Origin of the sequence: Afipia massiliensis (assembly GCF_001006325.2) — a bacterium.
GTDB classification, from domain to species: domain Bacteria; phylum Pseudomonadota; class Alphaproteobacteria; order Rhizobiales; family Xanthobacteraceae; genus Afipia; species Afipia massiliensis_A.
In genome coordinates this window covers 2,570,437-2,595,015 of sequence record NZ_LBIA02000001.1, presented here as the reverse complement: position 1 = coordinate 2,595,015, position 24,579 = coordinate 2,570,437, and the positions used below count along the sequence as shown (strand labels likewise).

Below are 24,579 nucleotides of genomic sequence, written 5' to 3'. Positions count from 1 at the left end.
AAATTTGCGCTCCAAACGGGCAGAACAGCGATTTCGAACTGACGGCAAAACCCGCAAATGCAGGACGCTGCGGATTGGGTTAAACGTCAGCATCGCGAAAAACGGGAGCACGGCGTGACGCATATCGGACCTGACGACCTCGGCACCATTTACGCACCACCCACTGACCGCGTGATCGCGAAGCAATTGGCGCGCATCGACCGCCATGCCGCGCACTTCATCGGGATGTCGCCGTTCTGCGTGCTGGCAACCTCGGGGCCGGACGGCACCGTCGATGCCTCGCCGCGCGGCGGCAATCCGGGCTTCATTCATATCGAAGGCGAGATGCGCCTCTTGATGCCGGATCGTCCCGGCAACAACCGCATCGACAGCTTCCGCAATCTCGTGACCGGCTCGGGCTACGTGCAACTGATCTTCTTCGTGCCGGGTCTCGACGAAACCCTGCGCGTCGGCGGCGAAGCAAAACTCTCGGCGGACGCAGACCTGCTGGCCACCATGATCGAGTTCGGCAAGCCGCCCCGCGCCGTGCTCGATATCGCCGTGCGCGAGGTCTACTTCCACTGCGGCAAGGCGCTGATGCGCTCGAAGCTCTGGTCGCCGGACTCCCGCGTCGCGCGCTCCGCGCAGCCGAGCATCAGTGAAGTCATTCACGAACAGACCGGCCAGGGCACGCCTGAATCCCAGGAAGTGGTCGAAGCGCGTTACAAGACGCAGCTTTAGGCCGAACGAAAAACCCTTCGTCGTCATTGCGAGCGAAGCGAAGCAATCCAGAGCGACAGGAAAAACTGGATTGCTTCGTCGCAAGGGCTCCTCGCAATGACGGCAAGCAACGAAACGTCAACCTCACGCTCCAACCACGGAATACCCCATGGAAAAGTTGCTGCCGCTCGCGGAGAAAATCGCCGCGTCCCTGATCGCGCGCAAAGAAACCATCGCGGTTGCGGAATCCTCCACCGGAGGACTGATCTCCGCGGCGCTGCTCGCGGTGCCCGGCGCATCGGCCTACTACCGCGGCGGCGGCGTGATCTACACGCCGCGTGCGCGTGCGGCATTGGTGAACATCACCAAGGAAGAAATGGAAGCCATCGGCAACCGCGGCGCCACCGAGCCCTACGCCACCCTGCTCGCGAACCGCGCGCGCGAACTGCTCAACACCACATGGGGCCTGAGCGAGACCGGCGCGACCGGCCCGTCCGGCAACCGCTACGGCGACGCCGCCGGACATTCGTGCATGGCCGTTGCGGGACCGCTGATGCGCGTGATCACGCTCGAGACCGGCGACAGCGACCGCGTCGCTAACATGCGGGCGTTCGCGCTTCACGCGCTCGAATTGCTATCGCAGACGCTCGAATCCGCGCGATGAATTAAACTGCACCGCGCCGCGCCGATGTGAATTATCCAGCATTTATCGGCGGATACAGCGTTTCGGCTCCGGACATTAATCACGGAACCCGCTTCACCTTTGGTGAGCGAATATTACACGCGGAAAAAAGGCACTGATTTTGCGGAACAAATCCGGCCTCTAAACCTTAACAAGGCGTTGCCCCGCAGTTTCTGCAATTGTTAACCCAATGGATCGCATTTTGGTCACATATGGCACGTACCCCGCCCCCATCATTCCACGCACAGAAGTGAGAAAAATGCGAAAGTTGCCAATCGCGATTGCGTCTGTTGTTGCCACGTTGGCAATTTCCGTGAGCGCACCGGTTTCCGCCCAGGACTTTACCGCGTCCGTCGGCTCCGAAGTCGCCGCTCCCCAGAAGAAGATTTCGATGTATCAGTCGGCGATGAGCGAAGTCGCCATCATGCGCTATCGCGCAGCGCTGAAGCTGAAGGCCGAGCAGGCGAAGTACTGGCCCGCCGTCGCCAGCGCGCTGCGCGCGCTCGCACGCGAGCCGCAGGTCAACGAAGCCGCCGTGCGCCGCTTCGCGCCGGCCGCATCCGCGCTGTTCGCCCGCCTCGATGAGGACCAGAAGCGCACCGCGATGGGCCTCGTCCAGCAGGCCGGATTGCAGCAGTACGCTTCGCTGTTCTGATATCGTCCACGCGGATTTCCGCGCGGCTCAAAAAAATCCAACGGCGCTTCGCACTTCGCGGGCGCCGTTTTTCGTTGCGCTGATTGACGGGGATTGAGCCCAATCATGGCGGGAATCCGACCGCTCCATTCAGTTCCCGTTCAACGCAATCGTGCAACTTTCACCGGCGAGACCCGTTATCTCGCAGGTCAACACGTCATCTCACAACGACGAAAGGGTGAAGCCATGAAGAAGGTTCTTTCCGCGTTCCTCGCGGTTGCAACGATCGCTGGCTCGCTCGCAGCCACGATGCCCACCGCAGAGGCGCAACATCGCCACCGTCATCACCATCACCACGGTCATGGCGGCGGTGCCGCCATCGGCCTCGGCCTCCTCGGCGGCGCCATCGCCGGTGCGGCGATTGCCAACAGCGGCGGCTACTACGGCCCCGGTTACGGCTACTACGGCGGCGGCTGCTACCTGCAGCGCGAACGCTTCTGGGACGGCTACGGCTGGCGCGTCCGTCGCGTTCAGGTTTGTAACTGACACAACTGATCACCGGGCGGCCTTCTTTTAGCCGCCCCGGCTTGGGAAAAAGTAACGCTCCCTAGGGTAAAATGCCCCTTGGGGGCGTTTTTTGTGAAGGCCGTGCGCCAGAATCCGCTATATTGGCGCCGGGACATCATCTGAATCGCCGGTGCGGGATGGCGCCGACCTTTCAAACAGGGGCCAAATCGGGCTATCTTGAGTTCCGTCATTGGATCCTTGCAGACCAATCGCCTTGCGCCAGGCTCTGGCGTGATCTGAGGAGAGACAACATGAAGAAGGTTCTTTCGGCGTTCCTCGCGGTCGCAACGATCGCTGGTTCGCTCGCAACCGCGATGCCCGCAGCCAAGGCTGACGGCGGCCGTGTGGCTGCCGGCGTGGGCCTTGGCCTTCTGGGCGGCGCGATCATCGGCGGCGCCATCGCCAACAGCAGCCGCCCGGCATATGGCTACGGCTATGCTCCCGGCCCGGTTTACGTTGAAGAGCCCGCCTGCCGCCTGGTGCGCGAGCGCTTCTGGGACGGCTACGGCTGGCGCGTCCGCCGCGTTCAGGTTTGCGATTGATCTGAACATTCTCACGATTACGTCGTGAGACATGAGTTTCAAAACCCGGCCTCGCGGCCGGGTTTTTGTTTTTGGATACTTCCGTCATTGCGAGGAGCGCTTGCGACGAAGCAATCCACTTCTTTCCAGCGCTCTGGATTGCTTCGCTTCGCTCGCAATGACGAATTATCGTCCCGCGCTCATCGCGCGCAGCACCTCGGTGCTTGGCCAGCAATCGACTTTCAGTCCCGCCTTCTTCTGATAGGCCCCGAGCGCCGCGCGGGTCTGCATCCCCGCCTTGCCGTCCAGCTTCGAACTATAAAGCCCCAGCCGCGTGAGATGCTTCTGCATCTCTTCCACATCGGCGCTGCGCATCTGGCTCGAGGCGGACCATGGCGTCGCGAACGGCTGGCCGTTCAATATGCGGTCGGCGAGATGGCCGACGAACAGCACATAGAGATCGGAGAAATTGTATTCCTTGATGACGAAGTAATTCTTCGTGGTCAGGAACGACGGGCCGTAGGTGCCTTCCGGCTGCAATAGCGACGCGCTCTCCGCCTGCTCGGCGGCGCTGAGTTGCTCGCCGCGCACCGGCACGTAGCCTTCGCGCAGCCATTGCGAGATCGGCTTGGTCACTTCCGGCACGCCTTGCGTACAATCGGCGATGCGTGGTGCGCGCACCTCATAGGCCCAGCGCACGCCCGGCTGCCAGCCCTTGTTCTTCAATTGCTGCGCGGCCGACGCCAGCGCATCCGGCACCGAGGTCCAGATGTTGATGTGGCCATCGCCGTCGAAATCGACGCCGTGCTTGTGAAGCTCCGAGGGCAGGAACTGCGTCAGGCCTGTCGCGCCGCCCCATGAGGTGCGCAGGTTCTTGCGCGTCACGTCGCCGTTCTGGATCAGCTTCAGCGCCTCGATGAATTCGCCGCGATACTGATCCTTGCGGCGGCCGACATAGGCCTGCGTCGCCAGCACGCGCAATCCATCATAGGGCAGCGCATGGCGGCCGTAGTCGGTCTCGCGGCCCCAGATCGCCAGGATGATGTTGCCCGGCACGCCGAAGCGCTGCTCGATGGCGCGCAGCGTATCGCGATGCTGGATCGACAACCGCTGCCCGTGCGACGCGAGCCGCGCGATGCTCGCCTCCTTCACATAGTCCGCCGGCACCTGCACGAACTCCGCCTGCGACGGCGCGCCGGTCGATGGACGCCCGGGCAACAGCAGATCCGGCAGCTTGTAGTCCGGCTCCAGCGCGCTGGTTTCGCGATCGAAGACCGCCCGCGAAACGCCCGCCTGCTGCGCTTCAGGCCACAGCGAGGCGACGAACTGCGTGAACGCAGTATCGGCGGCGAGGGCTGGCGCGCTTGCCAGCAACATGAACGTCATTGCGAGGAGCACTTGCGACGAAGCAATCCAGCGGTTCATCCGGATGGTCTCCAAAACTGGATTGCTTCGCTCCGCTCGCAATGACATTGCCTTTCCCGCTACGGCATCAATGCTTGCCGTGTGGCGCGAGCACCGGCCCGTTCGAAAGCCGATCGACATAGGCGATGCCGATCGCCGACACGATAAACATGCCGTGGATGATGGTCTGCCACATCACGCCGGCCTCGGTGTAGTTCGTGGTGCGGCCCGCGACGCCGAGGTTGCCGGCCTCGATGAAGGTGCGCAGCAGGTGGATCGACGAGATGCCGATGATCGCCATCGCGAGCTTGATCTTCAGCACGCTGGCGTTGACGTGGCTGAGCCATTCCGGCTCGTCGGGATGCCCCTTCAGATGGAGCCGCGACACGAAGGTCTCGTAGCCGCCGACGATCACCATCACCAGAAGGTTCGAGATCATCACCACGTCGATCAGCCCGAGCACCACCAGCATGATCTGCTGCTCGGAAAAATCGAACGAGTGGGTGATGAGATGCAAGAGCTCTTTCAGAAAGAGAATGACGTAAACGCCCTGGGCAACGATCAGTCCGACATACAGCGGAAGCTGTAACCAGCGCGATCCGAAGATCAGCATCGGGATCGGGCGCAGCGAAATATCGCCGCGCGACGGCAGGGGTGTTTCAGGCGTAAGGGACATTTGGGAACAGCTCCGGCTGACGGTCATCGGACGGTATTCAGCTAGGGAGAATGTCCGATTCTGTCGAGCCGCGCTGTAGCGGCGTTTCACCGCAGTGATTTTTCCGGCCCGACATCTTCACGTCAGATTTGTGGGCGAGCCGCCCGGCCCCGCCTCTCGGGTCCGTCGAAGGGACGGAACTAGTGGGCGAAGGGCGCATCATTGATCAATTTCAGCACATCGACGCGGGCCGCGATCTGACTGAAATTGGAGTTCGGCTTGGTGTCGATCTCACGCTTGAGAAGAGCGGTCAGCATCGTCTTGGTGCCATCGCGGGGATATTCCTCGACAATCTGCTGGATCAGCTTCCTGTCGATCTGGTCGATCCGCAAGCCCAGCACATCAACGGTTGCACCCATGTTGAGATAGGCCACTTCGGGACGCGGATCTTCTGCCGTGGCCCGCGAGGTGTGAATTTCAATGGCCGCAGCCACGGTGTCGGCGAGGACCGGATACCCCTTGGCCTTCAGGAACCGTGACGCCTCGCGCGCGCCGATCACCTCGAAATCGTCCGGCCCCTCAAAAATCGGCTCAAGGCCCAGATCGTGAAACAGGCTACCCACATAAAGCGCTTCAAGGTCCGGCCTGGCTCCCGCCTTGTCGGCGAGCGCGCGGCCGAACAGAAACGTCCGCTTGCAGTGTCCCACCATCGCCGAAGACGACAACGCTCCAAGATAGGCTTCGGCGGCCTTGCACGCGGCCGTATCAGGTAATCGCAACTCGTCGGCTCCAGGCGCAGCGACGACGCGTGACGCCCCGAAGCCAAAGAAACCATTTCCCTTGAAACCAAGAGCTTGCAGAAATCCGTGCCGTCCGCATGTGCAACGCTGAAGAGGTTTTGTCATGGTCATTTATCCCGTCGGTGGCCAAGAATTTGGTTGAGTCTGAAATGGCAAACAGTCTGAATTCGACATCGCCTTAAATCGCAGGCGCGGTCACGGAAGCTCGACGAGTTGCTTGCCAAAATTGCGGCCTTCAAGCACATCGATCAATGCGCCCGGCGCGCTTTCGAGACCTGTTGCGATGCTCTCGCGGTACTTCAGCCGCTTCGATGCAATGAGACCAGCAAGCTCGGCGCGCGCCTCCGGCCACAACTCGCGATGATCGGAGACAATGAAGCCTTCCATCCTGACGCGCGCTGTCGAAAACATGTTGGCATCCGCGATCGGTACCGGCTGTCCATCGTAGCCGCCGGAAATCAATCCCGAGACGGCGACCCGCGCAAACGGGTTCAACCGGCGCATCACCGCATCGAGCACCACACCGCCGACATTCTCGAAGCATCCGTCGATCCCCGCCGGCGTCGCCGCAGCGAGTTGCGCATCGAAATCCCCGGCCCGGTGATCCACGCACGCATCGAAGCCAAGCTCGTCCACGACGTAACGGCATTTAATGTCGCCGCCCGCAATGCCGACGACGCGGCAGCCGCTCAGTTTGGCCAACTGTCCCGCAACGCCTCCGACCGAACCGCTTGCAGCCGAGACCACGATCGTCTCTCCCCCCTTGGGCGCGATGATCTTGCGCAGGCCATACCATGCCGTGATGCCCGGCATGCCTGCCGCGCCGAGGAACGCAGCAAGCGGAGCCTGCGCCGTGTCCGCGCGCGCCACAGCCGCTCCATTCATCGTCGCGAAGAGCTGCCAGCCGCCAAGACCGATCACCTGATCTCCGACGGCAATCTCCGGATGCTTCGATTGCACGACCTCGCCGGCTCCGCCGCCCGCCATCACTTCATCAAGTGGCTGCGGCGGGAGATATGATTTTGCATCGTTCATCCGCTCGCGCAGATAAGGGTCGATCGACAGCCATTTTTGACGCACGAGAATCTGGCCTTCGCCCGGATTCACAACAGGCGCTTCGACAAGTCGGAAATCGAGCGGGGTTATTTTCTCCGCCGGGCGTCGAACCAGATGTAGCTGCCGGTTCAGTTCGGTTCTGGACATCTTGATACTTCCTCGCAGCGCACCTATGCGTCGCCATGGCGTCAGATTGCGCGGATTGGCTGGATTTGGTAGTGTCTAAAATGACAATAAACGGTTCGAATTTGACATGATCGAAATCGTCGTTCTTGAATTCGACACAAGCCTTCCGTCGAGCATCGCCATCACCGGCGACGTTCTGAACACCGCCAATAACCTCGCCTTCGCAGCGAAACGAAAGCCGCTTTTCAATATCTCGCGGATTCGCTGTAGCGCCCGCACACAGAATGCCGTCGCCGACGACACAGATCTCATCATCGTGCCGGGGCTGGGAATTTCATCGGAACGGCAGCTCTTGAAAAAGATCGACAGTCCAGCTTGTCGCCGGGCCGGAGAAATCCTGCACCGTGCTTTTCAGTCGGGGACGGCAATCGCGGCATCCTGCGCCAGCACCTTCCTGCTGGCGGAAACCGGAATCCTCAACAACCGCCGCGCCACCACGCCGTGGTATCTGGCCGGCAGCTTCCGGCACCGCTATCCGAATGTCGAACTCGCCAGCGAGAAAGTCGTGGTGGCGGATTGGCCGGTTGCCACCGCAGGCGCTGCAATGGCGCAGATGGATCTCATGCTGGCGATCGTATCGAAGTTCGGGAAACAGAAGCTGTCGGACGATTGCGCGCGCTATCTGCTGCTGGATGAGCGGCAATCGCAGACGCCGTTTATCTCGGTCGCACATCTGGCCGGCCAAGACGCCAAAATCGCGAAGGCCGAAAGCTGGATCAGAAAACACATTGCCGACGACTTTGGCGTCAACGACGTTGCCGCCGCTGTCGCGATGACGCCGCGAACGTTTGCGCGGCGGCTCGCCGTCACTTGCGGCCTGTCGCCTGTGCGCTTCGTGCAGCGCATCCGGATCGAGACAGCGAAAACGCTGCTCGAAACGACACGCCAGCCGGTGGACGAAATCGCGCGGCAAGTTGGCTACGTGGAGCCGTCGACCCTTCGCAAACTGCTGCGCCGGGAAACCAACCGATCCCCGGGGTCATTTCGACCTGGCTGATTTATGCGACCGCTGAGAACAGCAGCAGCTCGTCAGCGGATCACAACCATGAAAATCCGCGGGAAACGCAGCAGCACCTTGCCATCGGCCTGTGGCGGGTAGCTGGCAGCGATACGCGCCCTGTAGGCCTCGAGGAATTCCTTGCGCTCGGGAAGTTCGAGCGGATCGAGGAACGGACGCAGCCCTGTACCCTTCACCCATTCGACGATGGCGGGCGCATCGTCCAGCACGTGATTGTAGACCGTGTGCCAGATGTCGATGCGGCTGCACAGCGGCTGCAGCGCATCGTAATAGACGCCGGGCTTCGGCAGACCGTCCCTCGCTTCCAATGCGTGCGCGAGTTGGATGTGGAACTGCGGCAGGCGCGCGACCTCGCGCATCAGAACATGCGAAGGCTCGTCCATGTTGTCGGGCATCTGCACCGCGAGCGCGCCGCCGTCCGGCAGCGCCATCAGAAGCCGCATCAATTGCTTGAGATGTTTGGGCACCCACTGGAAGATCGCATTGGCGAACAGCACGTCGGTTCCGGCGGGCGGCGACCAGTGCGAAATATTCGCTTCGATGAAGGTGTGCTGCGGCAGCCGCTCGCGCGCCTGACGCAGCATGTCCGCCGAGGTATCGATCCCGGTGATCTTCGCCTGCGGCCAGCGTCTGGCCAGCAGTTCGGTGGAGTTGCCGGGGCCGCAGCCGATGTCAACCACGCCCCGCGCATCCTGGATCGGAATCTGCGCCAGCAGATCGCGCGCGCCGCGCGTCCGCTCGTCCTCGAATTTCAGGTACTGCTGCGCATCCCAGTCGGACATCGTGAAGCTCCAACGCCCCGCGCGTATTCCGCAAAAATGGATACCGGTTTTGCGGAAAGAATACGCGCCAGATCTGTATCGGATGCTCCTTCTACGTCAACCGATCAGCGATGGCCAGATTTCACGAGCCGTATCAATGATGTCTCAGCAATTTCCCTGAACCGCAGCCGCAGCCTTCTGGCGCGCGATTTCGCCGCCGACCGTGGCACCCATGCCTGCCGCGGCACTTGCCACGCCGGACGCGGTGCCGCCGAACGGCAGGAACCCGACGGCGCTCGACAGCACGGACGTTCCCACCGCCGTGTTCTGCGCGTCGTTGATCGCATCCTGGCAGCGCTTGGCGCGCTGCATCGCCTGCTGCTCTTGCGTTTGCTGTTGCTGCCGCTGGCCCGCTCCCTGTGCCTTGCGCTCGGCAGGCGCCTTCGCCCGCGCACCCTTCCCCTGCGCCTGCTCGCTCACATCATCGGCAGTCACTGACAGCACCGAACCGGGCGTCAGCAGCAGGAGCGTGAGTGCGAACGCTATGAAACGAACAATCATGATCTTCTCCGATGGCTGAAAGGCCACCGGGATCACGCACCGAAAAGGTGCGCTTGCGCGCCACGTGTACAACAGATGGTCGCTTCAATCCCGGTGGCGGAGAATGGTGATCCACTCTCTCGGCCGACGCCTATAGCGGCACCGCATGCGGGGATCACGCAGGATCGATTGCAGTTTTCGGGTCGATCGCGGCGTCGCCCGCCCACACAAAACCGTGATCGCGCAGGGTGCGGACTCGCGCCTGCAGGAACGCGCGGCCGATGACTTCGAGCCGCTCCGTCGGCATCAGGAAAAAGCGCCGCCGGTCATTGGCGTCCACGGCACGCGCCAGCATGCCGGCGTCCTCCATATCGTCGATATGACGCGAGACCGTTGCCGCCGTGGCAAACTGCTCGAAATAGGTCGCGAGTTCTTTGAGCGTGATCGGCCGTCCGATTAGCCACTGATGCGAAACGATGCTGAACATCATGTCGGCCTCAAAAACACTGCGCCACGGACGACGCAGGATGCCGGAGGCGGCAATGGTGCGCCGGAAATCCGATCGCCACTGCACCCACGCCATATCGAAGGCCAGAACGGCCCGTTCCGGCGCCTCGAGAATGCTGTCGGGACATTCGATCAAGGACGCTGGTGATGCCGCCCCGATTGTCTCGGGTAACAGTTTCTTGGGCCCCGACGTCATGCGTTACCTGGCCTGCTGATTCTTCCTGCCGACAGCCGTAGCCGGATTCGGTTCCCGCACCAATGATTGCAACGCATCGCCATTGCTACCTTCTGACGCGTTGCCTGCCCTCACGCGACGATCACCCCGGCTTCTTTGCCGAATCGGCTGCCCTCGTCCCGTTGGCCGCGGCATCGCCAGTCCACACAAAACCATACTCGCGCATGATGCGGATTCGCGCTTGCGCATATCCGTGACCAATGGTTTCCAGCCGCCGTGTCGGCAGCAGGAAGATGCGGCGGCGGTCGTCCGGATCGGTCTGACGCACGATCATGCCGCTTTCTTCCATGTCATCGAGATGGCGTGAGACGGTCGCTTCGGTCGCGAACAATTCGAAATAGGTCGCAAGCTCCTTGTGCGTGATCGCGCGCCCGGCGAGCCAGCGATGCGCGACGATGCTGAACATCATGTCGGCCTCGAACACGCTGCGCCATGGCCTGTTGAGCACGCCGGAGGCGACTACCGTGCGGCGGAAGTCCGCGCGCCACTGAACGTAGGCGATATCGATGGCGAGCACGGCGCGCTCCTGCGCATCCATCGTGCATTCGTCGAGATTGAAAGTGACCGGCGCGGACGCGCTGATTTCCCCGGCCGTCAGTGTCTTGTCGTCGCCCGCCATGAGATCGCTTACTCCGCGCTCTTGCCGCCATTCCAGACAAAGCCGTGCTCGCGCATGATGCGCAGCCGCGCCTGCTCGAACTGATGACCGATGCCTTCGAGCCGCCGCGTCGGGATCAGGAACATACGGCGGCGGTCGTTCGCGTCGAGGCGGCGCTCGACCAGACCGTTCGTCACCATGTCTTCGATATGGCGGGAGATGGTCGCCTCGGTGGCGATCGATCCGAAGTAGGTCGCGAGCTCCTTGAGCGTGACCGGCCGCCCCTTCAGCGCGTGGTGCGCGACAATGGCGAAGATCATGTCGGCTTCGAAAATGCTCCGCACCGGCCGGTCGCCGCCGGCGACAAGCTTCTGCCGGAACGCCGAGCGCCACTGGACCCAGGCGACGTCCATGGCCAGGAGCGCCCGCTCCTGTTCATCGAGATCGCTGACCAGTGGAGCAATCACCGCGTCAGCTTCTTGTACTTCACGCGATGCGGGATCACCGAGTCCTGGCCGAGACGGCGCATCTTGTCCTTCTCGTAATCCTGGAAGTTGCCTTCGAACCATTCGACATGGCTGTCGCCTTCGAACGCGAGCATGTGGGTCGCGATGCGGTCGAGGAACCAGCGGTCATGGCTGATGATGACGGCGCAGCCGGCGAAATCCTCCAGCGCCTCTTCCAGCGCCCGCAGCGTATCGACGTCGAGATCGTTGGTCGGCTCATCCAGCAGCAGGACGTTGGCGCCGGACTTCAGCATCTTGGCGAGGTGGACGCGGTTGCGTTCGCCGCCCGAGAGTGCGCCGACCTTCTTCTGCTGGTCAGCGCCCTTGAAGTTGAACGACGAGCAATAGCCGCGCGAATTCACTTCGCGCTTGCCGAGCAGGATCTGGTCGTTGCCGCCGGAGATTTCCTCCCACACGGTCTTCTTGCCGTCGAGCGCGTCGCGCGACTGGTCGACGTAGCCGAGATGCACGGACTCGCCCACCGTGATGGTGCCCGCGTCCGGCGTCTCCTGCTTGGTGATCATCTTGAACAGCGTGGTCTTGCCCGCGCCGTTGGCGCCGATGACGCCGACGATGCCGCCCGGCGGCAGCTTGAAGGTCAGGTCGTCGATCAGCAGGCGATCGTTGAAGCCCTTCGAGAGACCTTCGAAGTCCACCACGTTCTGGCCGAGGCGCTCGGCGACAGGAATGGTGATCTGCGCGGTCTGGGTCTGCTTCTCGCTGGCCTGCTTGAGCAGGTCCTCGTAGCGCTGGTAACGCGCCTTGGATTTGGCCTGACGTGCTTTCGGCGAGGATGCGATCCATTCCTGCTCGCGTTCCAGCGTTTTCTGGTGCGCGACGTCTTCGCGGCCTTCCTGCGCGAGACGCTTCTGCTTCTGCACCAGCCACGACGAGTAGTTGCCCTCGTAAGGGATGCCCTTGCCGCGGTCGAGTTCGAGAATCCAGCTCGTCACGTTGTCGAGGAAGTAGCGGTCATGGGTCACGATCAGGATCGCGCCGGGATAGTTGCGCAGGTGGCCTTCGAGCCATGACACGGATTCCGCGTCGAGATGGTTGGTCGGTTCGTCCAGCAGCAGCAGGTCCGGCTGATCGAGCAGCAATTTGCACAGCGCCACGCGGCGCTTTTCGCCGCCTGACAGTTTGGAGATGTCGGCATCGTCCGGCGGACAGCGCAGCGCGTCCATCGCCTGATCGACCTTGCTGTCGAGATCCCACAGGCCCGCGGCCTCGATCTCGTCCTGCAATTTGGTCATCTCGTCGGCGGTCTCTTCGGAATAGTTCATCGCCAGTTCGTTGTAGCGATCGAGGATCGCCTTCTGCTTGGCGACGCCGAGCATCACGTTCTCGCGCACGGTCAATGCCGGGTCGAGCTGCGGCTCCTGTTCGAGGTACCCGACGCGCGCGCCCTCGGCGACCCAGGCCTCGCCGTTATAGTCCTTGTCGAGACCGGCCATGATCCGCAACAGCGTCGACTTGCCCGAGCCGTTGACGCCGAGCACGCCGATCTTGGCGTCCGGATAGAACGAGAGATGGACGTTATCGAGCACCTTGCGGGTCGGGTAGGCCTTGGTCAGACCCTGCATGAAGTAGACGAACTGGCGAGCCATCGTGATCCTTGGAACCGTCAGATTTGAGCGGGAATACGCGGGAAATTTGCTGCCGTTGATGTAACTGCGGGAACCGCAAAGGGCAACCACGGAGCGGGCCAGCAAAAGTGGAAACCGGTTTTGCGTCCGGCCCGCTCCCAGCCAAAAACGAGCCTCCCAAAGGTAGCAATTTGGAAAGCCTAACGAGCGGATTTTCCCGCACCGCCAGACCGTTGCCGGGGTGAAAACGGCTTTTTAATCGAATCCGTCCAAGCTGCATTTTCGAACCGCGGACCGGCGCGCCGCGACAGATATTCAGGCGTCAAGAATCAGCACTACAGATCGTCGAGCAGAAGCCATGACGACGCACAGCACACCGATCACAACCCGCATCGCGGATATGCCCGCCCCGCTCCCGGCCCATTCCCCCCGGCGTATGCTCGCGGAGATCAGCGATTTCTGGCGCACCTTCATCAAGGCCGCCTTCCACCCCTACCACCCGGAACAGCATTACATGCGCGGCCCGGGTCCGGCCTGCGCCAGCAAGCAGAAGCGGCACGGCGTCTGACGAACGCCGTTCGATCGCAAAACTGCGACAATTTTGCTCATTTTGATCACTGACAGCGAAGTTCCGCGCATCGCGAGCTATGCCGCGAGAGGGACTGAATCCTCGCGCAGCGCATAGATTGACGCTGCCCCGCATGGTTCGTAGGACATCAGCGCGCGCCGGGCGCAAGCGACAGCTTTTCAACCGCAGGCGAAGAGGAGACCCCTCTTCGCCTGCGGTTGCGCGTTGTCGTACCTAAAAACCATAGGTGTAAGATTAAATGCTCGATGAAAAGCTTCAGCCGATTTTCGCTGATGTACTACGCCGCAATCCAGGCGAAGAAGAATTCCACCAGGCCGTGCGTGAAGTGCTCGACAGCCTCGGAGCCGTCGTCGCCAAACACCCGCACTACGCAGAGGACGCGCTGATCGAGCGCATCTGCGAACCCGAGCGGCAGATCATTTTCCGCGTGCCATGGGTCGATGATAAGGGTCAGGTCCAGATCAACCGCGGCTTCCGCGTCCAGTTCAATTCGGCGCTCGGCCCGTTCAAGGGCGGCATCCGTTTTCATCCGACCGTCTATCTCGGCACCATCAAGTTTCTCGGCTTCGAGCAGACGTTCAAGAACGCACTGACCGGCATGCCGATCGGCGGCGGCAAGGGCGGCTCGGACTTCGATCCGAAGGGCCGCACCGCCGGCGAGATCATGCGGTTCTGCCAGTCGTTCGTGACCGAACTCTATCGCCATCTCGGTGAATATACCGACGTGCCGGCCGGCGACATCGGCGTCGGTCAGCGCGAAATCGGCTACATGTTCGGCCAGTACAAGCGCATCACCAACCGCTACGAATCCGGCGTGCTCACCGGCAAGGGCCTCACATGGGGCGGCTCGCAGGTGCGCACCGAAGCCACCGGCTACGGCGCGGTCTATTTCGTCGAGCGCATGCTGCGCACGCGCGGCCAGAGCTTCGACGGCAAGAAGGTGATCGCGTCCGGCGCCGGCAACGTCTCCATCTACACCATGGAGAAGGTCTCCGAACTCGGCGGCCGCGTGATCGCGTGCTCGGATTCCGACGGTTACGTCGTCGACCAGGCCGGCATCGATCTCGATCTTCTCAAGGAGATCAAGGAAATCAAGCGCGGCCGCGTGTCCGATTACGCCAAGGCGCGCGGCAACGGCGCGACCTTCGTTCCCGAAGGGCGCATCTGGGACGTGCCTGCGGACGTGGCGATGCCGTCGGCGACCCAGAACGAGCTCAACGGCCAGGACGCGCGCACGCTGGTGAAGAACGGCGTGATCGCGGTCGGCGAAGGCGCCAACATGCCCTCCACGCCGGAGGCCGTCCGCACGTTCCTCGACGCCGGCATTCTGTTTGCACCGGGCAAGGCCGCCAACGCCGGCGGCGTCGCCACCAGCGCGCTGGAGATGCAGCAGAACGCCTCGCGGGATTCCTGGACGTTCGAGGCGACCGAAGCGCGTCTGGCCACCATCATGCACGGCATCCACGACCGCTGCGCCGAGATGGCCGACACCTACGGCTCGCCGGGCAACTACGTGCTGGGCGCCAACGTGGCGGGCTTCATCCGCGTCGCCGAATCCATGCGCGCGCTGGGCATCGTCTGACGAACGCGCATCGTGCTGCAAAGCGTCCCGGCGAAAGCCGGGGCGCTTTTTCGTTCTCCAAGCACAATGCGCGCCCTCTCCCCTGTGGGGAGAGGGTTGGGGTGAGGGGATCTAAATCTATCGAGAGATTCTACGCCCTCACCCGCCGCGCTTCGCGCGTCGACCTCTCCCCACGGGAGAGGTGAAAAGAGCAATCGGCGCGCTTCTGTCTTGCACCGGACCCTCGCCCGGGCCAGCATGTACCCCTGAATACCCTGCCATGATGAGGTCAGAATGCATCGCGTCGCAATTCTCGACGACTATCAGAACGTCGCACTGACATTCGCGGACTGGTCGCCGCTCAAGGACCGGATCGACATCACCGTATTCGACAAGCCGTTCGCCTCTTCAGACGAAGCCGTCCGCGCCTTGCAGGATTTCGAGATCGTCTGCGCCATGCGCGAGCGCACGCCTTTCAGCCGCGAAGTGCTGACCGCGCTGCCTAACCTCAAGCTGCTTCTGACATCGGGCACGCGCAATGCCGCGTTCGATCTGGAAACCGCGAAGGAGCGCGGCATCACGGTGTGCGGCACCGGCGGCGTCGGCAACGCCACCGCGGGCCTGACCATCGGTCTGATGCTGGAACTGACCCGCAAAATTGGTTTCGAGAACGCGCGCATGCATGCGGGCGAGCCGTGGCAGACCACCATGGGACAGGATGTCGAAGGCATGACGCTCGGCGTCGTCGGCCTCGGCAAGCTCGGCACGAAAGTGGCGACGATTGCGAAGGCACTCGGCATGAACGTGATCGCCTGGAGCCAGAACCTGACGCCGGAGGTCTGCGCCGCCGCGGGCGTGAGCTACGCCAGCAAGGACGACCTGTTCGCCACCGCCGATATCATTTCCATCCACCTGATTCTCAGCAAGCGGACGCGCGGGCTGATCACGCGCGAGGACCTCGAACGGATGAAGCCGACGAGCTATCTCGTCAACGCCGCGCGCGGTCCTATCGTTGATGAAGCCGCACTGCTCGATGTGCTTCAGCGCAAGAAGATCGCGGGCGCGGGCCTCGACACGTTCTCGCAGGAGCCGCTGCCGGTCGATCATCCGCTACGCAAGCTCGACAACGTCGTGCTGACGCCGCATCTCGGCTACGTCACCGAAAACAACTACCGCCGCTACTACGGCGACATGGTCGAGAACATCGCCGCGTGGCTCAGCGGCGCGCCCGTGCGGCTGGTGGGGTAAGGCTAGCGCCACCCTTCTCGTCATTGCGAGCGAAGCGAAGCAATCCAGCCTTAGACAGTACGAACTGGATTGCTTCGTCGCTACGCTCCTCGCAATGACGGCCTCTCAAATCATCGCTCGTATTGACGACCGCGCAAACAAAAAGCCCGGCGCGAGGCCGGGCTTTGAAGTTTACCGGAGGAGTATCGAACGTCAGTACTTGAATTTCAGTACTTGAATTTCAGTACTTGAATTTCAGTACTTGAATTTCAGTACTTGAATTTCAGTACTTGGCGAGAACCGGTCCGCCAAACTTGTAGCTCAAGCCAACGCGGCCCATCTCATAGGTCAGGTCACGCGAATACGACATGCCGCAAGGCCCGCCGGGTGAGCAGTTGAACGCTGGAAGAAACACGGTGCCCGTGGCAGTGCCCAGATCGACATGCAGATATTCAGCCCGCACCATCCAGTTGTTCGCAAACATCCATTCAATGCCGGCACCGGCAACCCATCCGGTGCGGGTGTCGTTTGCAGAGCCAGACGTCGCGATGACGTTGGCACTGGCGGCACAGCCCGCGACCAAACAGTTGAAGCCGACATTGGTGTCCACTTCTCCGAACGCGACGCCGCCGGTGCCGTAGACCATGAAGCGGTCGAATGTATATCCAAGCCGTCCGCGAACCGTAGCGAGCCACTTGGTCTCGCTTTCGATCGTTCCAAATCCGCGGCCGGTGTCGGCGCAACCCAGGAGGTTGGAATCCAGTCCACGGCAGAAACTGTTCTTGGCGTTCAGCCACTGAGCGTCGGCCTCGATACCGAGCACCCAGGTCGGCGCGAACTGCCAGTTGTAACCGATATGGCCGCCGCCGATGAATGAACTGGATGAAGATGACATCGCCAGTGGGTTTGTGAGGCCGGCGGACTGAAAGAAGTTCGAAGTGCCCGAGTCGCGCTGCGATACGCCGCCAACGTCTCCGCCGATGTAGAACCCGGTCCAATCATAGACCTGAACCATCGGAGGCGCCTTGGTGTAAGGCCGCGCCGCGATGTCTGCGGCCGAGGCCGAGCCTGCGGCAAGAACAGACGCAATGATGGTGAGAAGAACTTTGCGCATATGATCTCCGAAAAAATAAATTGAGTTCTTAATGAGAAGGGCAAAATTTCCCTTCCGCTGCCCCGGATAGCACCATATTCGCCAAGGTATTGCTGTACCCTGATTGTCACACTCGGGAACTTCCCGCGTGTCAGGGTGCAGGTTTGCCCGCACTGGTAGCGAAAAGACGAATGGTCCGCTTTTTAGTTTGAAGTTGCCGCCAGTAAAAAGCACGACTGCGCAAACAAACTTGCGCAGTCTGCACAAGGCAGACTGCTATGGCCGGGCTTAAGTTTGAAGAATGGAGAGATAAAAAAATGAAGAGATAAAGCGATCAGTACCTAGCGACTACCGGGCCACCGAATCTGTAGTTGATCCGGCCCGTGATGGTCGAGATGCGCAGATTGTCGCTGAAGTTCTCGGCGCCGAACGTCCCGCCGATCGCTGTCAGATTGCGCCCCGTGAACGATTTGCTGCCGAAGTCCAGGTAGTTGTATTCGACACCGACGCTCCAGTTGCCGGCGAAGCCGTATTCAAGGCCCGCACCCACTACATAACCGCTGCGCCAAGCGCTGTTGTCGAGGTGGGTGCCGAAAATGTCGAAGTTCGTGGTCTTCAGGTTGGCGCCGGCATAACCGCCCTTGATGTACGGCAGCCAGTTGTTGAAGGCATAGCCGACGCGGCCGGTGACAGTCGCGAACGAGTCGATCTTTGCACTCAGCCGGTCGGTGACCGTGAAAAAGATGCTGGTGTCGGTGCGCTTGAGGTCGGCGCCGTTGAACTGGCCTTCGAGACCGAACACCCAGTTCGCGCTCTGCCAGTTATAGCCGATCTGGCCGCCATACACGGCGCCCTCGGGCTTGATGGTCTGGGTCGGACCGAGAGGACTCACCGTACCGGAGGTCCAGAAGCCGCCGAAGCCCGGCACCAGGTCCTCATGCTTTACCTGGCTCCAGCCGTAACCGGCGTTGCCGCCGATATAGAAGCCGGTCCAGTTGTAGACCTGCGCAATCGGAGGCGCCTTGGTGTACGGCCGGGCCGCGATGTCTGCGGCTGAGGCCGAACCTGCGGCGAAAGCGAACGCTGCAATTCCCGGAAGAACTTTGCGCATATGGATTCCCGAAAAAAATGAATTGAATTCGTATAAGGAGAGCAAATCCCTCCGCTGCCCCGAATATCACCACAACGGCCAAGGTAAGGCTGTACCCTGACTGCAACACTCGGGAACTTCCCACGTGTCACGCACCGAATTTACTCGTTCCGGTAGCGAAAAGGACGAGCGCCTTGATTCTCGCGACGCAGCTTGGGTGAACTCCGGCCAGCAAAAAGCCCGGCGTGAAGGCCGGGCTTGATGCATTCAATCTGAAATCTGATTTACCGGATCGTGACCGGCGCGGGCAGCGGCGGCACCACCGCCGGGCCCTGATTGGGCACGCCGATCGGCGCGGGGTTACCCGCCATCGACTGCCCCGCCATGGATTGTCCCGGCTGTCGAGGCGCCGGCTGTGCAGCCGCCGTGACCGGAGGCGCAGGCGGCTTGCCGCCCGGCAGTACCACCACGCGCGCGCCCACCTTGGTGCGCTCGAACAGATCGGTGACGTCCTCGTTCAGCATGCCGATGCAGCCGGACGAGACGAACTGGCCGATGGTGGACGGCTGGTTGGTGCCGTGGATGCGATAAATGGTCGAACCGAGATACATCGCGCGCGCGCCCATCGGATTGCCGTCGCCGCCGGCCATGAAGCGCGGCAGGTAAGGCTGGCGCTCGATCATTTCCGTCGGCGGATGCCAATCCGGCCATTCCGCCTTGCGGGTGATCTTCTGCACGCCGGTCCAGGTGAAGCCGTCACGTCCGACGCGGACGCCGTAGCGGATCGCGCGGCCGTTGCCGAGGATGTAATAGAGATGCGTGTTCGGCGTATCGACGATGATGGTGCCGGCAGGCTCCTTGGTCGGATAGTTCACTTCCTGCTTGCGCAGGTTCGGCGGCAATTCCTTGCGCGGGCCGGTCTCGGGCTGTTCTTCCGGCGGCAGCGCCGACAGAACCAACGGCTGTCCGTTCGGACCGACATTGCCCTGCTGGACCGCGCCGGTCGGGCCGCTATCGACTGCGCCCGGCGGACGCGGACGGTCGGCAAAATCGGCGCCCTGCGGCGGGCCGCGTTCGGTGTAGATCGGCGCGGGGCCGCGATCGGAAGAGGCTGGCGCCGGCGCCGAATAAACATTCGGCCGGCCATAACGCGGATCGTCCGGCGACATCACCGGGCCGCGCGGGTCCAGTCCCGGCTGCTGATAGCTTTGCTGCTGCGGAGCGGACTGCTGGTAATTCGGCTGCTGCTGATAGCCCGGAGGCGACAGCGCGGTGCCGCGGTCATCGCCGTCAAGCCGGTCGAAATCCGGAACCCCGCGATCATCCCGATAGCCGCCCGGCGCGCCGTAGGGCGCGGGCTGAACCGGCTGCGAATAGCCCGGCGGCGGCGGATAGGATTGCGCCAGAGCGACGGACGCACCCGCCAGACCGGCTACCGCGGAAACCGCAAAAGCCGTTGTGAAAGATTTGGAAAGCCGATTGAACATCATGCCCCTTACTATAGCGCGAACCCGCCACCGTACCGTTAACGGCAGTTCGCGCAGGATAGCGGCGCATTCAAGACAATAATCGAAAAAACGCCTTGGAATGGCTGACTTTTTCGCGAGATTGCAAGCGGGCAACAGGTTCCGCGCAATGTCACGGCACATCCCGCTCCGGCCGAACTTTTTTCAGGCAATTTCGTGGCGTGCGGTATCCTTTCTCCAGGCCCTGATTCGAGGCCTTCACTGACGCATCGCGCTCCTGTTTCCGACCCGGTTTCCAGCGTTCGCAAGCGTTCCGTTTTGGCCCGATCACCTTCGCGCCGTCGCCGAAGGCAGGACACGACAACATGCTTCCCGGCTTTCGAATCCTGTTCGCGACGACCATCCTGGCGATTTCCATTCTGGTGTTCGGCCTCGGCGCCGCTGCGCTGCTGCGCGCCGCGCACGAGGAATTCGCCAGCCTGCCCTCGTGGCGGCTGGCGCAGCAGCCGCCGCTGACGCCGCAGGTGCCGCGGCCTGAAATCACACCAGTGCTGGCGATGTTGCGGATCGAGGCGCCGGGAACGAAACCGCTTCCCGAAACGCTTCCCCGAGAGGTCGCCCTGCCCAAACTGGCTCCGCCACAACCGGCCGCCAGGCAAGACGCGGCGGCCGCAGCGCCTGCCGAGACCGCGACACCGGACAGTGGCAGCGCCGTCAAGGACGCTGACAAGGCGTCGGCAAGCGCGCCTGTGACCGAACAGGTCGCAACCTTGAACGTACAAGCCAGCATCGATGCCCCGGCAAAGCCCGACGCTCCCGTCGAGGAAGCCAATGGTCCCGACGTCAACACGCCTGACATCAAGGCATCCGACAGCAAGATCCTCGAGCCGGCGCGGCCCGCATCTGCGGAGTTGAAGGCTTCAGAGTTGAAGTCTTCCGAGTTGAAGTCTGCGGAACTGAAGTCTTCGGACGTCAAGCCGTCTCCGCCGAAAGCGCCGGTGACCGAAGCCTCGGAGCCTCTCTCGACGGTCGCATCGATCGAACGCTCAACAGAGGCAACCGCCACCGAGCCGATGCCGGTCGCCAGGAAAACCCGCCGCCTGAACGCCCGCGCCATCGCGCAGCGGCGTGAGGCTGCGCGCGCCCGCGCCGAAGAGCGCGCGAAGGCTGAGCAACTGCGGCAGCAAAAAAGTGCATTCCCGCTGTTCGGCGGCTAGTGTCCGATCCATATTCACTGAATCAGATTTCCCGCTCGTCCCCGCGCAAAAGCGCGAAGCGCGTCTGGTGCAATAACGCGGGGACCCACGTTTTCTGAAGGACTGGCTTCCCGCTTTCGCGGGAATGAGCGAAGGGAGTGTTTCAACTCAGGTGGATCACGCTCTGGAAAACAGTTCAGCTACGCCGGCCCGGTTGCGACCGGTGGTCCGCCCTGCTCGCCCCACTCCGCCCACGAGCCGTCATAGAGCGCGGTGTCGGCAATGCCGAGCCGGTACAGCGCCAGCGTCAGCACGCCGGCCGACACACCCGAACCGCAGCTCGTGACGATGGGCTTGTTGAGATCGACCCCCGCGCTGGAAAACGCCGCGCGCAAATCTTCGAGCGGCTTCATCGCGCCGGTATTGGCATCGAACAGGCCCGCATACGGCACGCTTTTCGCGCCCGGAATATGCCCGCCCCGCAGACCGGGACGCGGCTCGGGCACACTTCCCTCGAAACGCGCGCTTGGGCGCGCATCGATCACCTGCTCGGCCTTGCTTTCAAGATTTCCGATCAGCTGCTGCATGCTCCGCACACGCTTGCTATCGAACGTGGCCCTGAATGTCGCGAGCTTCGGCTTGACGTCGCCGCTTTCGACCGCGCGGCCCTCCGCCAGCCACTTCTTCAGGCCGCCATCAAGCACGCGAACATTGTTGTGGCCGAACGACAGGAACATCCACCACGCGCGCGGCGCCGCGACCCATCCGCCGGCATCGTACAGCACCACCGTGTCGTCGTTGCTGATGCCGAGCGCGCCGATATCGCGGCCGAACTGTTCGGCGGACGGAAACATGTGCGGCAGCGAGCTTGAGTGATCCGACACCGCATCGACATCGAAGAACACCGCGCCCGGAATATGCTGCGCGAGATAGTCGTCCTTTGGCAGCGGCATGACGCCGGGCAGCTTGAACGTCGCATCGAGAACTTTCACGCGCGGATCGTTCAGATGCGCGGCAAGCCATTCGGTCGAGACGAGAGGGTCGGTGCTCATGTCTATTCCCTGCAGTTCGCTATCAACAATGTCGTCATTGCGAGGAGCATAGCGACGAAGCAATCCAGTCTTGCTTGTTGCTTCTGGATTGCTTCGCTTCGCTCGCAATGACGAAAACGCTCAATCCTTCTTCTTCGGCTCGACCTTCTCGACCGGCCCGCCGGCGGCCTTCCACGCCGTGAAGCCGCCGCCGAGATGCGCCACCGGTGAGAGCCCCATGTCCTGCGCGGTCTTGGCGGCCAGCGCCGAGCGCCAGCCCGACGCGCACTGGAACACGAACTTCTTGTCTTCCTGAAACACCGGCTTGGCGTAGGGGCTTTCCGGATCGATCCAGAATTCCAGCATGCCGCGCGGACAGTGAAACGCGCCGGGGATCCGGCCCTCGCGTTCGATCTCGCGCGGATCGCGCAGGTCGACGATCACCACTTCGCTCTGCCCGACGCCGCCTTGCGGAAAACGTTCGACGGCTTCCGCCGCGTTGATGGTCTCGATCTGGGCGTTGGCCTCGTCGAGAAGTTTCTTGTAGCCGCGGGTAATGGTGGAGGGCATTGGGGCCTCTTGCTTAGTTACGAGACAAACGTACCTTCTATCCAGTTTGACCTTATTCGCTTTGTAGCGCCAGAGGATTGGACTATCGCATGAAGCAACCGTGCGTTTACATCGTCGCTAGCCAACGCAACGGGACAATTTATACCGGTGTAACCTCGAACTTGCCGCGTCGAACCTTTGAACATCGCGAAGGACTGATCAAAGGCTTCACAAAGAAATACAATTGCAAGATTCTTGTATGGTACGAAATCCACGAGACGATGGAATCTGCGATCCTGCGCGAAAAGCGAATCAAAGCCGGCAGCCGCGAAAAGAAACTTGGCCTCATTCAAGCATCAAACCCAGCGTGGGATGATCTCTACGGCACATTGATTTGAGTTTCCATGATCGCTCACCATCCGTCATTGCGAGCGTAGCGAAGCAATCCATTAACAACCCTAACAAGAAGAATGGATTGCTTCGTCGCTACGCTCCTCGCAATGACGATGGTGAATTCAGCGCGTCAATTCCTTCATCGCGCCCTCTAACCCTTCGAGGGTCAGCGGGAACATGCGCTCCGAGAACAGACGCCGGATCACGGTGGTGGATTCCGAATAATCCCAGTGCTTACGCGCGACGGGATTGAGCCAGACCGCGTGCGGATAGGTCCGCGTCACGCGCTCCAGCCACACCGAGCCCGGCTCTTCGTTGACGTGCTCGACCGAACCGCCCGGCACCACGATCTCGTACGGCGACATCGACGCGTCGCCGACAAACACGACCTTATAGTCGTGCGGATACTTGTGCAGGATGTCCCAGGTCGGAGTGCGGTCGGTGAAGCGGCGCTTGTTGCTCTTCCACACGCCCTCATAGAGGCAGTTGTGGAAGTAGAAGTACTCCATGTGCTTGAACTCGGCCTTCGCCGCCGAGAACAGTTCCTCGACCTGCGCGATGTGACCGTCCATCGATCCGCCGATGTCGAAAAAGATCAGGACCTTCACCGCATTGCGCCGCTCGGGGCGCATGTGCACGTCGAGATAACCGTGGTTGGCGGTTTCCCTGATGGTGGTGTCGAGATCGAGTTCGTCAGGCGCACCGGTGCGCGCGAACTTGCGCAGGCGGCGCATCGCCACCTTGATGTTGCGGATGCCGAGTTCGACGTTGCCGTCGAGATCCTTGAATTCGCGCTTGTCCCAGACCTTCACCGCCGAGAAGTTCCGGTTCTTCTCCTGGCCGATGCGGATGCCTTCGGGATTGTAGCCGTTCGCACCAAAGGGCGATGTGCCGCCGGTGCCGATCCACTTGCTGCCGCCCTCGTGGCGCTTCTTCTGTTCCTCAAGGCGCTTCTTCAGCGTCTCCATGAGCTTGTCCCAGCCCATGGCCTCGATCTGTTTTTTCTCTTCCTCGGTGAGATATTTTTCGGCGGCCTTGCGCAGCCACTCCGCCGGGATGTCGGCTTTGTCCATGGCGTCGAGCAGGCTTTCAAGCCCCTTGAACACCGTGCCGAACACGCGGTCGAACTTGTCGAGGTTGCGCTCGTCCTTCACCAGCGACGCGCGCGACAGGTAGTAGAAATGCTCCACGCTCTGATCCGCGAGGTTGGCGTCGAGCGCCTCCATCAGCGTCAGATATTCGCGGAGCGTGACCGGCACCTGCGCGTCGCGCAGCGATGTGAAGAATTGCAGGAACATAAGACTTAAATCGCCTCCGAAACCGCTTCCGTCAAGTGCGGGCTGGCGCCTCATCGACGGGAATAGAGCGATGAAACTACAGGGTTGCGGGCCGCCCGTCTGCCCGCGCCCGCCCCGAAAACCGGCCTGCA

Annotated in this window: 27 protein-coding genes; 11 read left to right on the top strand and 16 right to left on the bottom strand. The window is 61.9% G+C overall.

Annotation, left to right across the window (positions count from 1 at the left end; translation table 11 throughout):
- Positions 1 to 114 precede the first annotated feature (114 nt).
- The 5 genes from YH63_RS12410 to YH63_RS12390 all read left to right on the top strand — a co-directional run bounded on the left by YH63_RS12410 (position 115) and on the right by YH63_RS12390 (position 3,124).
- Positions 115 to 720 carry a pyridoxamine 5'-phosphate oxidase family protein gene (locus tag YH63_RS12410; RefSeq protein WP_046829555.1) on the top strand — a complete coding sequence of 202 codons (606 nt, stop codon included), beginning with the start codon at positions 115 to 117 and terminating at the stop codon, positions 718 to 720.
- Positions 721 to 868: 148 nt separating this feature from the next.
- Positions 869 to 1,363 (top strand): CinA family protein, encoded by a 495-nt coding sequence (locus YH63_RS12405; protein WP_046827336.1) that lies wholly within the window; start codon positions 869 to 871, stop codon positions 1,361 to 1,363.
- A gap of 331 nt (positions 1,364 to 1,694) precedes the next feature.
- Positions 1,695 to 2,036 (top strand): hypothetical protein, encoded by a 342-nt coding sequence (locus YH63_RS12400; protein WP_246658050.1) that lies wholly within the window; start codon positions 1,695 to 1,697, stop codon positions 2,034 to 2,036.
- Between the two features lie 225 nt (positions 2,037 to 2,261).
- A complete protein-coding gene (locus YH63_RS12395; RefSeq protein ID WP_046827338.1) occupies positions 2,262 to 2,561 on the top strand; it encodes a hypothetical protein in 300 nt (99 codons plus the stop codon).
- A gap of 272 nt (positions 2,562 to 2,833) precedes the next feature.
- Positions 2,834 to 3,124: a hypothetical protein gene (locus YH63_RS12390; protein ID WP_046827339.1), complete on the top strand. Its 291-nt coding sequence runs from the start codon at positions 2,834 to 2,836 to the stop codon at positions 3,122 to 3,124.
- Positions 3,125 to 3,289: 165 nt separating this feature from the next.
- Here the strand turns inward: YH63_RS12390 and YH63_RS12385 are convergent, their stop codons facing one another.
- From YH63_RS12385 to YH63_RS12370, 4 genes are all read right to left on the bottom strand, one after another.
- Positions 3,290 to 4,528 carry a lytic murein transglycosylase gene (locus YH63_RS12385; protein ID WP_046827340.1) on the bottom strand — a complete coding sequence of 413 codons (1,239 nt, stop codon included), beginning with the start codon at positions 4,526 to 4,528 and terminating at the stop codon, positions 3,290 to 3,292.
- Between the two features lie 67 nt (positions 4,529 to 4,595).
- Positions 4,596 to 5,183 carry a TIGR00645 family protein gene (locus YH63_RS12380; RefSeq protein WP_046827341.1) on the bottom strand — a complete coding sequence of 196 codons (588 nt, stop codon included), beginning with the start codon at positions 5,181 to 5,183 and terminating at the stop codon, positions 4,596 to 4,598.
- A 179-nt stretch (positions 5,184 to 5,362) separates the two neighbouring features.
- Complete coding sequence (locus tag YH63_RS12375; RefSeq protein ID WP_170978688.1) at positions 5,363 to 6,067, bottom strand: HD domain-containing protein; 705 nt, start codon at positions 6,065 to 6,067, stop codon at positions 5,363 to 5,365.
- A gap of 90 nt (positions 6,068 to 6,157) precedes the next feature.
- Positions 6,158 to 7,165: an NADP-dependent oxidoreductase gene (locus YH63_RS12370; protein ID WP_137325188.1), complete on the bottom strand. Its 1,008-nt coding sequence runs from the start codon at positions 7,163 to 7,165 to the stop codon at positions 6,158 to 6,160.
- Positions 7,166 to 7,271: 106 nt separating this feature from the next.
- Between YH63_RS12370 and YH63_RS12365 the strand changes: the two genes are divergently transcribed.
- Positions 7,272 to 8,201, top strand: coding sequence for a GlxA family transcriptional regulator (locus tag YH63_RS12365; RefSeq protein WP_046827343.1), 930 nt, complete (start codon positions 7,272 to 7,274; stop codon positions 8,199 to 8,201).
- Between the two features lie 32 nt (positions 8,202 to 8,233).
- On the opposite strand, the gene tam is transcribed toward YH63_RS12365, so the two are convergent.
- The 6 genes from tam to ettA form a co-directional block, all read right to left on the bottom strand.
- Positions 8,234 to 9,004 carry a trans-aconitate 2-methyltransferase gene (gene tam / locus YH63_RS12360; protein ID WP_046827344.1) on the bottom strand — a complete coding sequence of 257 codons (771 nt, stop codon included), beginning with the start codon at positions 9,002 to 9,004 and terminating at the stop codon, positions 8,234 to 8,236.
- Between the two features lie 144 nt (positions 9,005 to 9,148).
- Positions 9,149 to 9,544 (bottom strand): hypothetical protein, encoded by a 396-nt coding sequence (locus YH63_RS12355; RefSeq protein ID WP_046829557.1) that lies wholly within the window; start codon positions 9,542 to 9,544, stop codon positions 9,149 to 9,151.
- Between the two features lie 154 nt (positions 9,545 to 9,698).
- Complete coding sequence (locus YH63_RS12350; protein WP_137325187.1) at positions 9,699 to 10,226, bottom strand: MarR family winged helix-turn-helix transcriptional regulator; 528 nt, start codon at positions 10,224 to 10,226, stop codon at positions 9,699 to 9,701.
- 121 nt (positions 10,227 to 10,347) lie between these two features.
- Positions 10,348 to 10,884, bottom strand: coding sequence for a MarR family transcriptional regulator (locus tag YH63_RS12345; RefSeq protein ID WP_046827345.1), 537 nt, complete (start codon positions 10,882 to 10,884; stop codon positions 10,348 to 10,350).
- Positions 10,885 to 10,892: 8 nt separating this feature from the next.
- Positions 10,893 to 11,330, bottom strand: a complete 438-nt coding sequence (locus YH63_RS12340) for a MarR family transcriptional regulator (protein ID WP_046827346.1) — start codon at positions 11,328 to 11,330, stop codon at positions 10,893 to 10,895.
- Positions 11,327 to 12,976, bottom strand: coding sequence for an energy-dependent translational throttle protein EttA (gene ettA / locus YH63_RS12335; RefSeq protein ID WP_046827347.1), 1,650 nt, complete (start codon positions 12,974 to 12,976; stop codon positions 11,327 to 11,329). The genes YH63_RS12340 and ettA overlap by 4 nt, the downstream gene beginning before the upstream one ends.
- Positions 12,977 to 13,313: 337 nt before the next feature.
- On the opposite strand from ettA, the gene YH63_RS12330 reads away from it, so the two are divergent.
- From YH63_RS12330 to YH63_RS12320, 3 genes are all read left to right on the top strand, one after another.
- Positions 13,314 to 13,523 carry a hypothetical protein gene (locus YH63_RS12330; protein ID WP_046827348.1) on the top strand — a complete coding sequence of 70 codons (210 nt, stop codon included), beginning with the start codon at positions 13,314 to 13,316 and terminating at the stop codon, positions 13,521 to 13,523.
- A 259-nt stretch (positions 13,524 to 13,782) separates the two neighbouring features.
- The gene (gene gdhA / locus YH63_RS12325; RefSeq protein ID WP_046827349.1) at positions 13,783 to 15,126 is read left to right on the top strand and encodes an NADP-specific glutamate dehydrogenase; all 1,344 of its coding nucleotides are present in this window, start codon (positions 13,783 to 13,785) and stop codon (positions 15,124 to 15,126) included.
- Positions 15,127 to 15,399: 273 nt separating this feature from the next.
- Positions 15,400 to 16,353: a D-2-hydroxyacid dehydrogenase family protein gene (locus YH63_RS12320; protein WP_046827350.1), complete on the top strand. Its 954-nt coding sequence runs from the start codon at positions 15,400 to 15,402 to the stop codon at positions 16,351 to 16,353.
- 262 nt (positions 16,354 to 16,615) lie between these two features.
- Here YH63_RS12320 and YH63_RS12315 read toward each other — a convergent pair whose 3' ends face one another.
- From YH63_RS12315 to YH63_RS12305, 3 genes are all read right to left on the bottom strand, one after another.
- Positions 16,616 to 17,446: an outer membrane protein gene (locus YH63_RS12315; RefSeq protein WP_046827351.1), complete on the bottom strand. Its 831-nt coding sequence runs from the start codon at positions 17,444 to 17,446 to the stop codon at positions 16,616 to 16,618.
- A 313-nt stretch (positions 17,447 to 17,759) separates the two neighbouring features.
- Positions 17,760 to 18,536: an outer membrane protein gene (locus YH63_RS12310; protein ID WP_046827352.1), complete on the bottom strand. Its 777-nt coding sequence runs from the start codon at positions 18,534 to 18,536 to the stop codon at positions 17,760 to 17,762.
- 263 nt (positions 18,537 to 18,799) lie between these two features.
- Positions 18,800 to 20,002 carry a L,D-transpeptidase gene (locus YH63_RS12305; protein ID WP_137325308.1) on the bottom strand — a complete coding sequence of 401 codons (1,203 nt, stop codon included), beginning with the start codon at positions 20,000 to 20,002 and terminating at the stop codon, positions 18,800 to 18,802.
- A gap of 344 nt (positions 20,003 to 20,346) precedes the next feature.
- Here YH63_RS12305 and YH63_RS12300 point away from each other — a divergent pair, with 344 nt between their 5' ends.
- On the top strand, positions 20,347 to 21,198 hold the full coding sequence (locus YH63_RS12300) for a hypothetical protein (RefSeq protein ID WP_046827353.1): 852 nt from the start codon (positions 20,347 to 20,349) through the stop codon (positions 21,196 to 21,198).
- Positions 21,199 to 21,377: 179 nt separating this feature from the next.
- On the opposite strand, the gene sseA is transcribed toward YH63_RS12300, so the two are convergent.
- Together sseA and YH63_RS12290 are read right to left on the bottom strand one after the other, a co-directional pair.
- Positions 21,378 to 22,229, bottom strand: a complete 852-nt coding sequence (sseA, locus tag YH63_RS12295; protein ID WP_046827354.1) for a 3-mercaptopyruvate sulfurtransferase — start codon at positions 22,227 to 22,229, stop codon at positions 21,378 to 21,380.
- Between the two features lie 120 nt (positions 22,230 to 22,349).
- Positions 22,350 to 22,778, bottom strand: coding sequence for a rhodanese-like domain-containing protein (locus YH63_RS12290; RefSeq protein ID WP_046827355.1), 429 nt, complete (start codon positions 22,776 to 22,778; stop codon positions 22,350 to 22,352).
- 89 nt (positions 22,779 to 22,867) lie between these two features.
- Between YH63_RS12290 and YH63_RS12285 the strand changes: the two genes are divergently transcribed.
- On the top strand, positions 22,868 to 23,155 hold the full coding sequence (locus YH63_RS12285; protein WP_046827356.1) for a GIY-YIG nuclease family protein: 288 nt from the start codon (positions 22,868 to 22,870) through the stop codon (positions 23,153 to 23,155).
- A gap of 117 nt (positions 23,156 to 23,272) precedes the next feature.
- Here the strand turns inward: YH63_RS12285 and YH63_RS12280 are convergent, their stop codons facing one another.
- Positions 23,273 to 24,448: a vWA domain-containing protein gene (locus YH63_RS12280; protein WP_046827357.1), complete on the bottom strand. Its 1,176-nt coding sequence runs from the start codon at positions 24,446 to 24,448 to the stop codon at positions 23,273 to 23,275.
- Between the last annotated feature and the right edge of the window lie 131 nt (positions 24,449 to 24,579).

Bases quoted from the DNA above. Each gene is read 5' to 3' on its own strand.
- YH63_RS12345 (WP_046827345.1), bottom strand. From the start codon at position 10,884: ATGGCGGGCGACGACAAGACACTGACGGCCGGGGAAATCAGCGCGTCC.
- YH63_RS12405 (WP_046827336.1), top strand. From the start codon at position 869: ATGGAAAAGTTGCTGCCGCTCGCGGAGAAAATCGCCGCGTCCCTGATC.
- YH63_RS12355 (WP_046829557.1), bottom strand. From the start codon at position 9,544: ATGATTGTTCGTTTCATAGCGTTCGCACTCACGCTCCTGCTGCTGACG.
- YH63_RS12320 (WP_046827350.1), top strand. From the start codon at position 15,400: ATGCATCGCGTCGCAATTCTCGACGACTATCAGAACGTCGCACTGACA.
- tam (WP_046827344.1), bottom strand. From the start codon at position 9,004: ATGTCCGACTGGGATGCGCAGCAGTACCTGAAATTCGAGGACGAGCGG.
- YH63_RS12365 (WP_046827343.1), top strand. From the start codon at position 7,272: ATGATCGAAATCGTCGTTCTTGAATTCGACACAAGCCTTCCGTCGAGC.
- YH63_RS12290 (WP_046827355.1), bottom strand. From the start codon at position 22,778: ATGCCCTCCACCATTACCCGCGGCTACAAGAAACTTCTCGACGAGGCC.
- YH63_RS12330 (WP_046827348.1), top strand. From the start codon at position 13,314: ATGACGACGCACAGCACACCGATCACAACCCGCATCGCGGATATGCCC.
- YH63_RS12285 (WP_046827356.1), top strand. From the start codon at position 22,868: ATGAAGCAACCGTGCGTTTACATCGTCGCTAGCCAACGCAACGGGACA.
- YH63_RS12315 (WP_046827351.1), bottom strand. From the start codon at position 17,446: ATGCGCAAAGTTCTTCTCACCATCATTGCGTCTGTTCTTGCCGCAGGC.
- YH63_RS12380 (WP_046827341.1), bottom strand. From the start codon at position 5,183: ATGTCCCTTACGCCTGAAACACCCCTGCCGTCGCGCGGCGATATTTCG.
- YH63_RS12310 (WP_046827352.1), bottom strand. From the start codon at position 18,536: ATGCGCAAAGTTCTTCCGGGAATTGCAGCGTTCGCTTTCGCCGCAGGT.
- YH63_RS12375 (WP_170978688.1), bottom strand. From the start codon at position 6,067: ATGACAAAACCTCTTCAGCGTTGCACATGCGGACGGCACGGATTTCTG.
- YH63_RS12350 (WP_137325187.1), bottom strand. From the start codon at position 10,226: ATGACGTCGGGGCCCAAGAAACTGTTACCCGAGACAATCGGGGCGGCA.
- YH63_RS12395 (WP_046827338.1), top strand. From the start codon at position 2,262: ATGAAGAAGGTTCTTTCCGCGTTCCTCGCGGTTGCAACGATCGCTGGC.
- YH63_RS12305 (WP_137325308.1), bottom strand. From the start codon at position 20,002: ATGTTCAATCGGCTTTCCAAATCTTTCACAACGGCTTTTGCGGTTTCC.
- gdhA (WP_046827349.1), top strand. From the start codon at position 13,783: ATGCTCGATGAAAAGCTTCAGCCGATTTTCGCTGATGTACTACGCCGC.
- YH63_RS12300 (WP_046827353.1), top strand. From the start codon at position 20,347: ATGCTTCCCGGCTTTCGAATCCTGTTCGCGACGACCATCCTGGCGATT.
- YH63_RS12385 (WP_046827340.1), bottom strand. From the start codon at position 4,528: ATGAACCGCTGGATTGCTTCGTCGCAAGTGCTCCTCGCAATGACGTTC.
- YH63_RS12370 (WP_137325188.1), bottom strand. From the start codon at position 7,165: ATGTCCAGAACCGAACTGAACCGGCAGCTACATCTGGTTCGACGCCCG.
- YH63_RS12390 (WP_046827339.1), top strand. From the start codon at position 2,834: ATGAAGAAGGTTCTTTCGGCGTTCCTCGCGGTCGCAACGATCGCTGGT.
- YH63_RS12280 (WP_046827357.1), bottom strand. From the start codon at position 24,448: ATGTTCCTGCAATTCTTCACATCGCTGCGCGACGCGCAGGTGCCGGTC.
- ettA (WP_046827347.1), bottom strand. From the start codon at position 12,976: ATGGCTCGCCAGTTCGTCTACTTCATGCAGGGTCTGACCAAGGCCTAC.
- sseA (WP_046827354.1), bottom strand. From the start codon at position 22,229: ATGAGCACCGACCCTCTCGTCTCGACCGAATGGCTTGCCGCGCATCTG.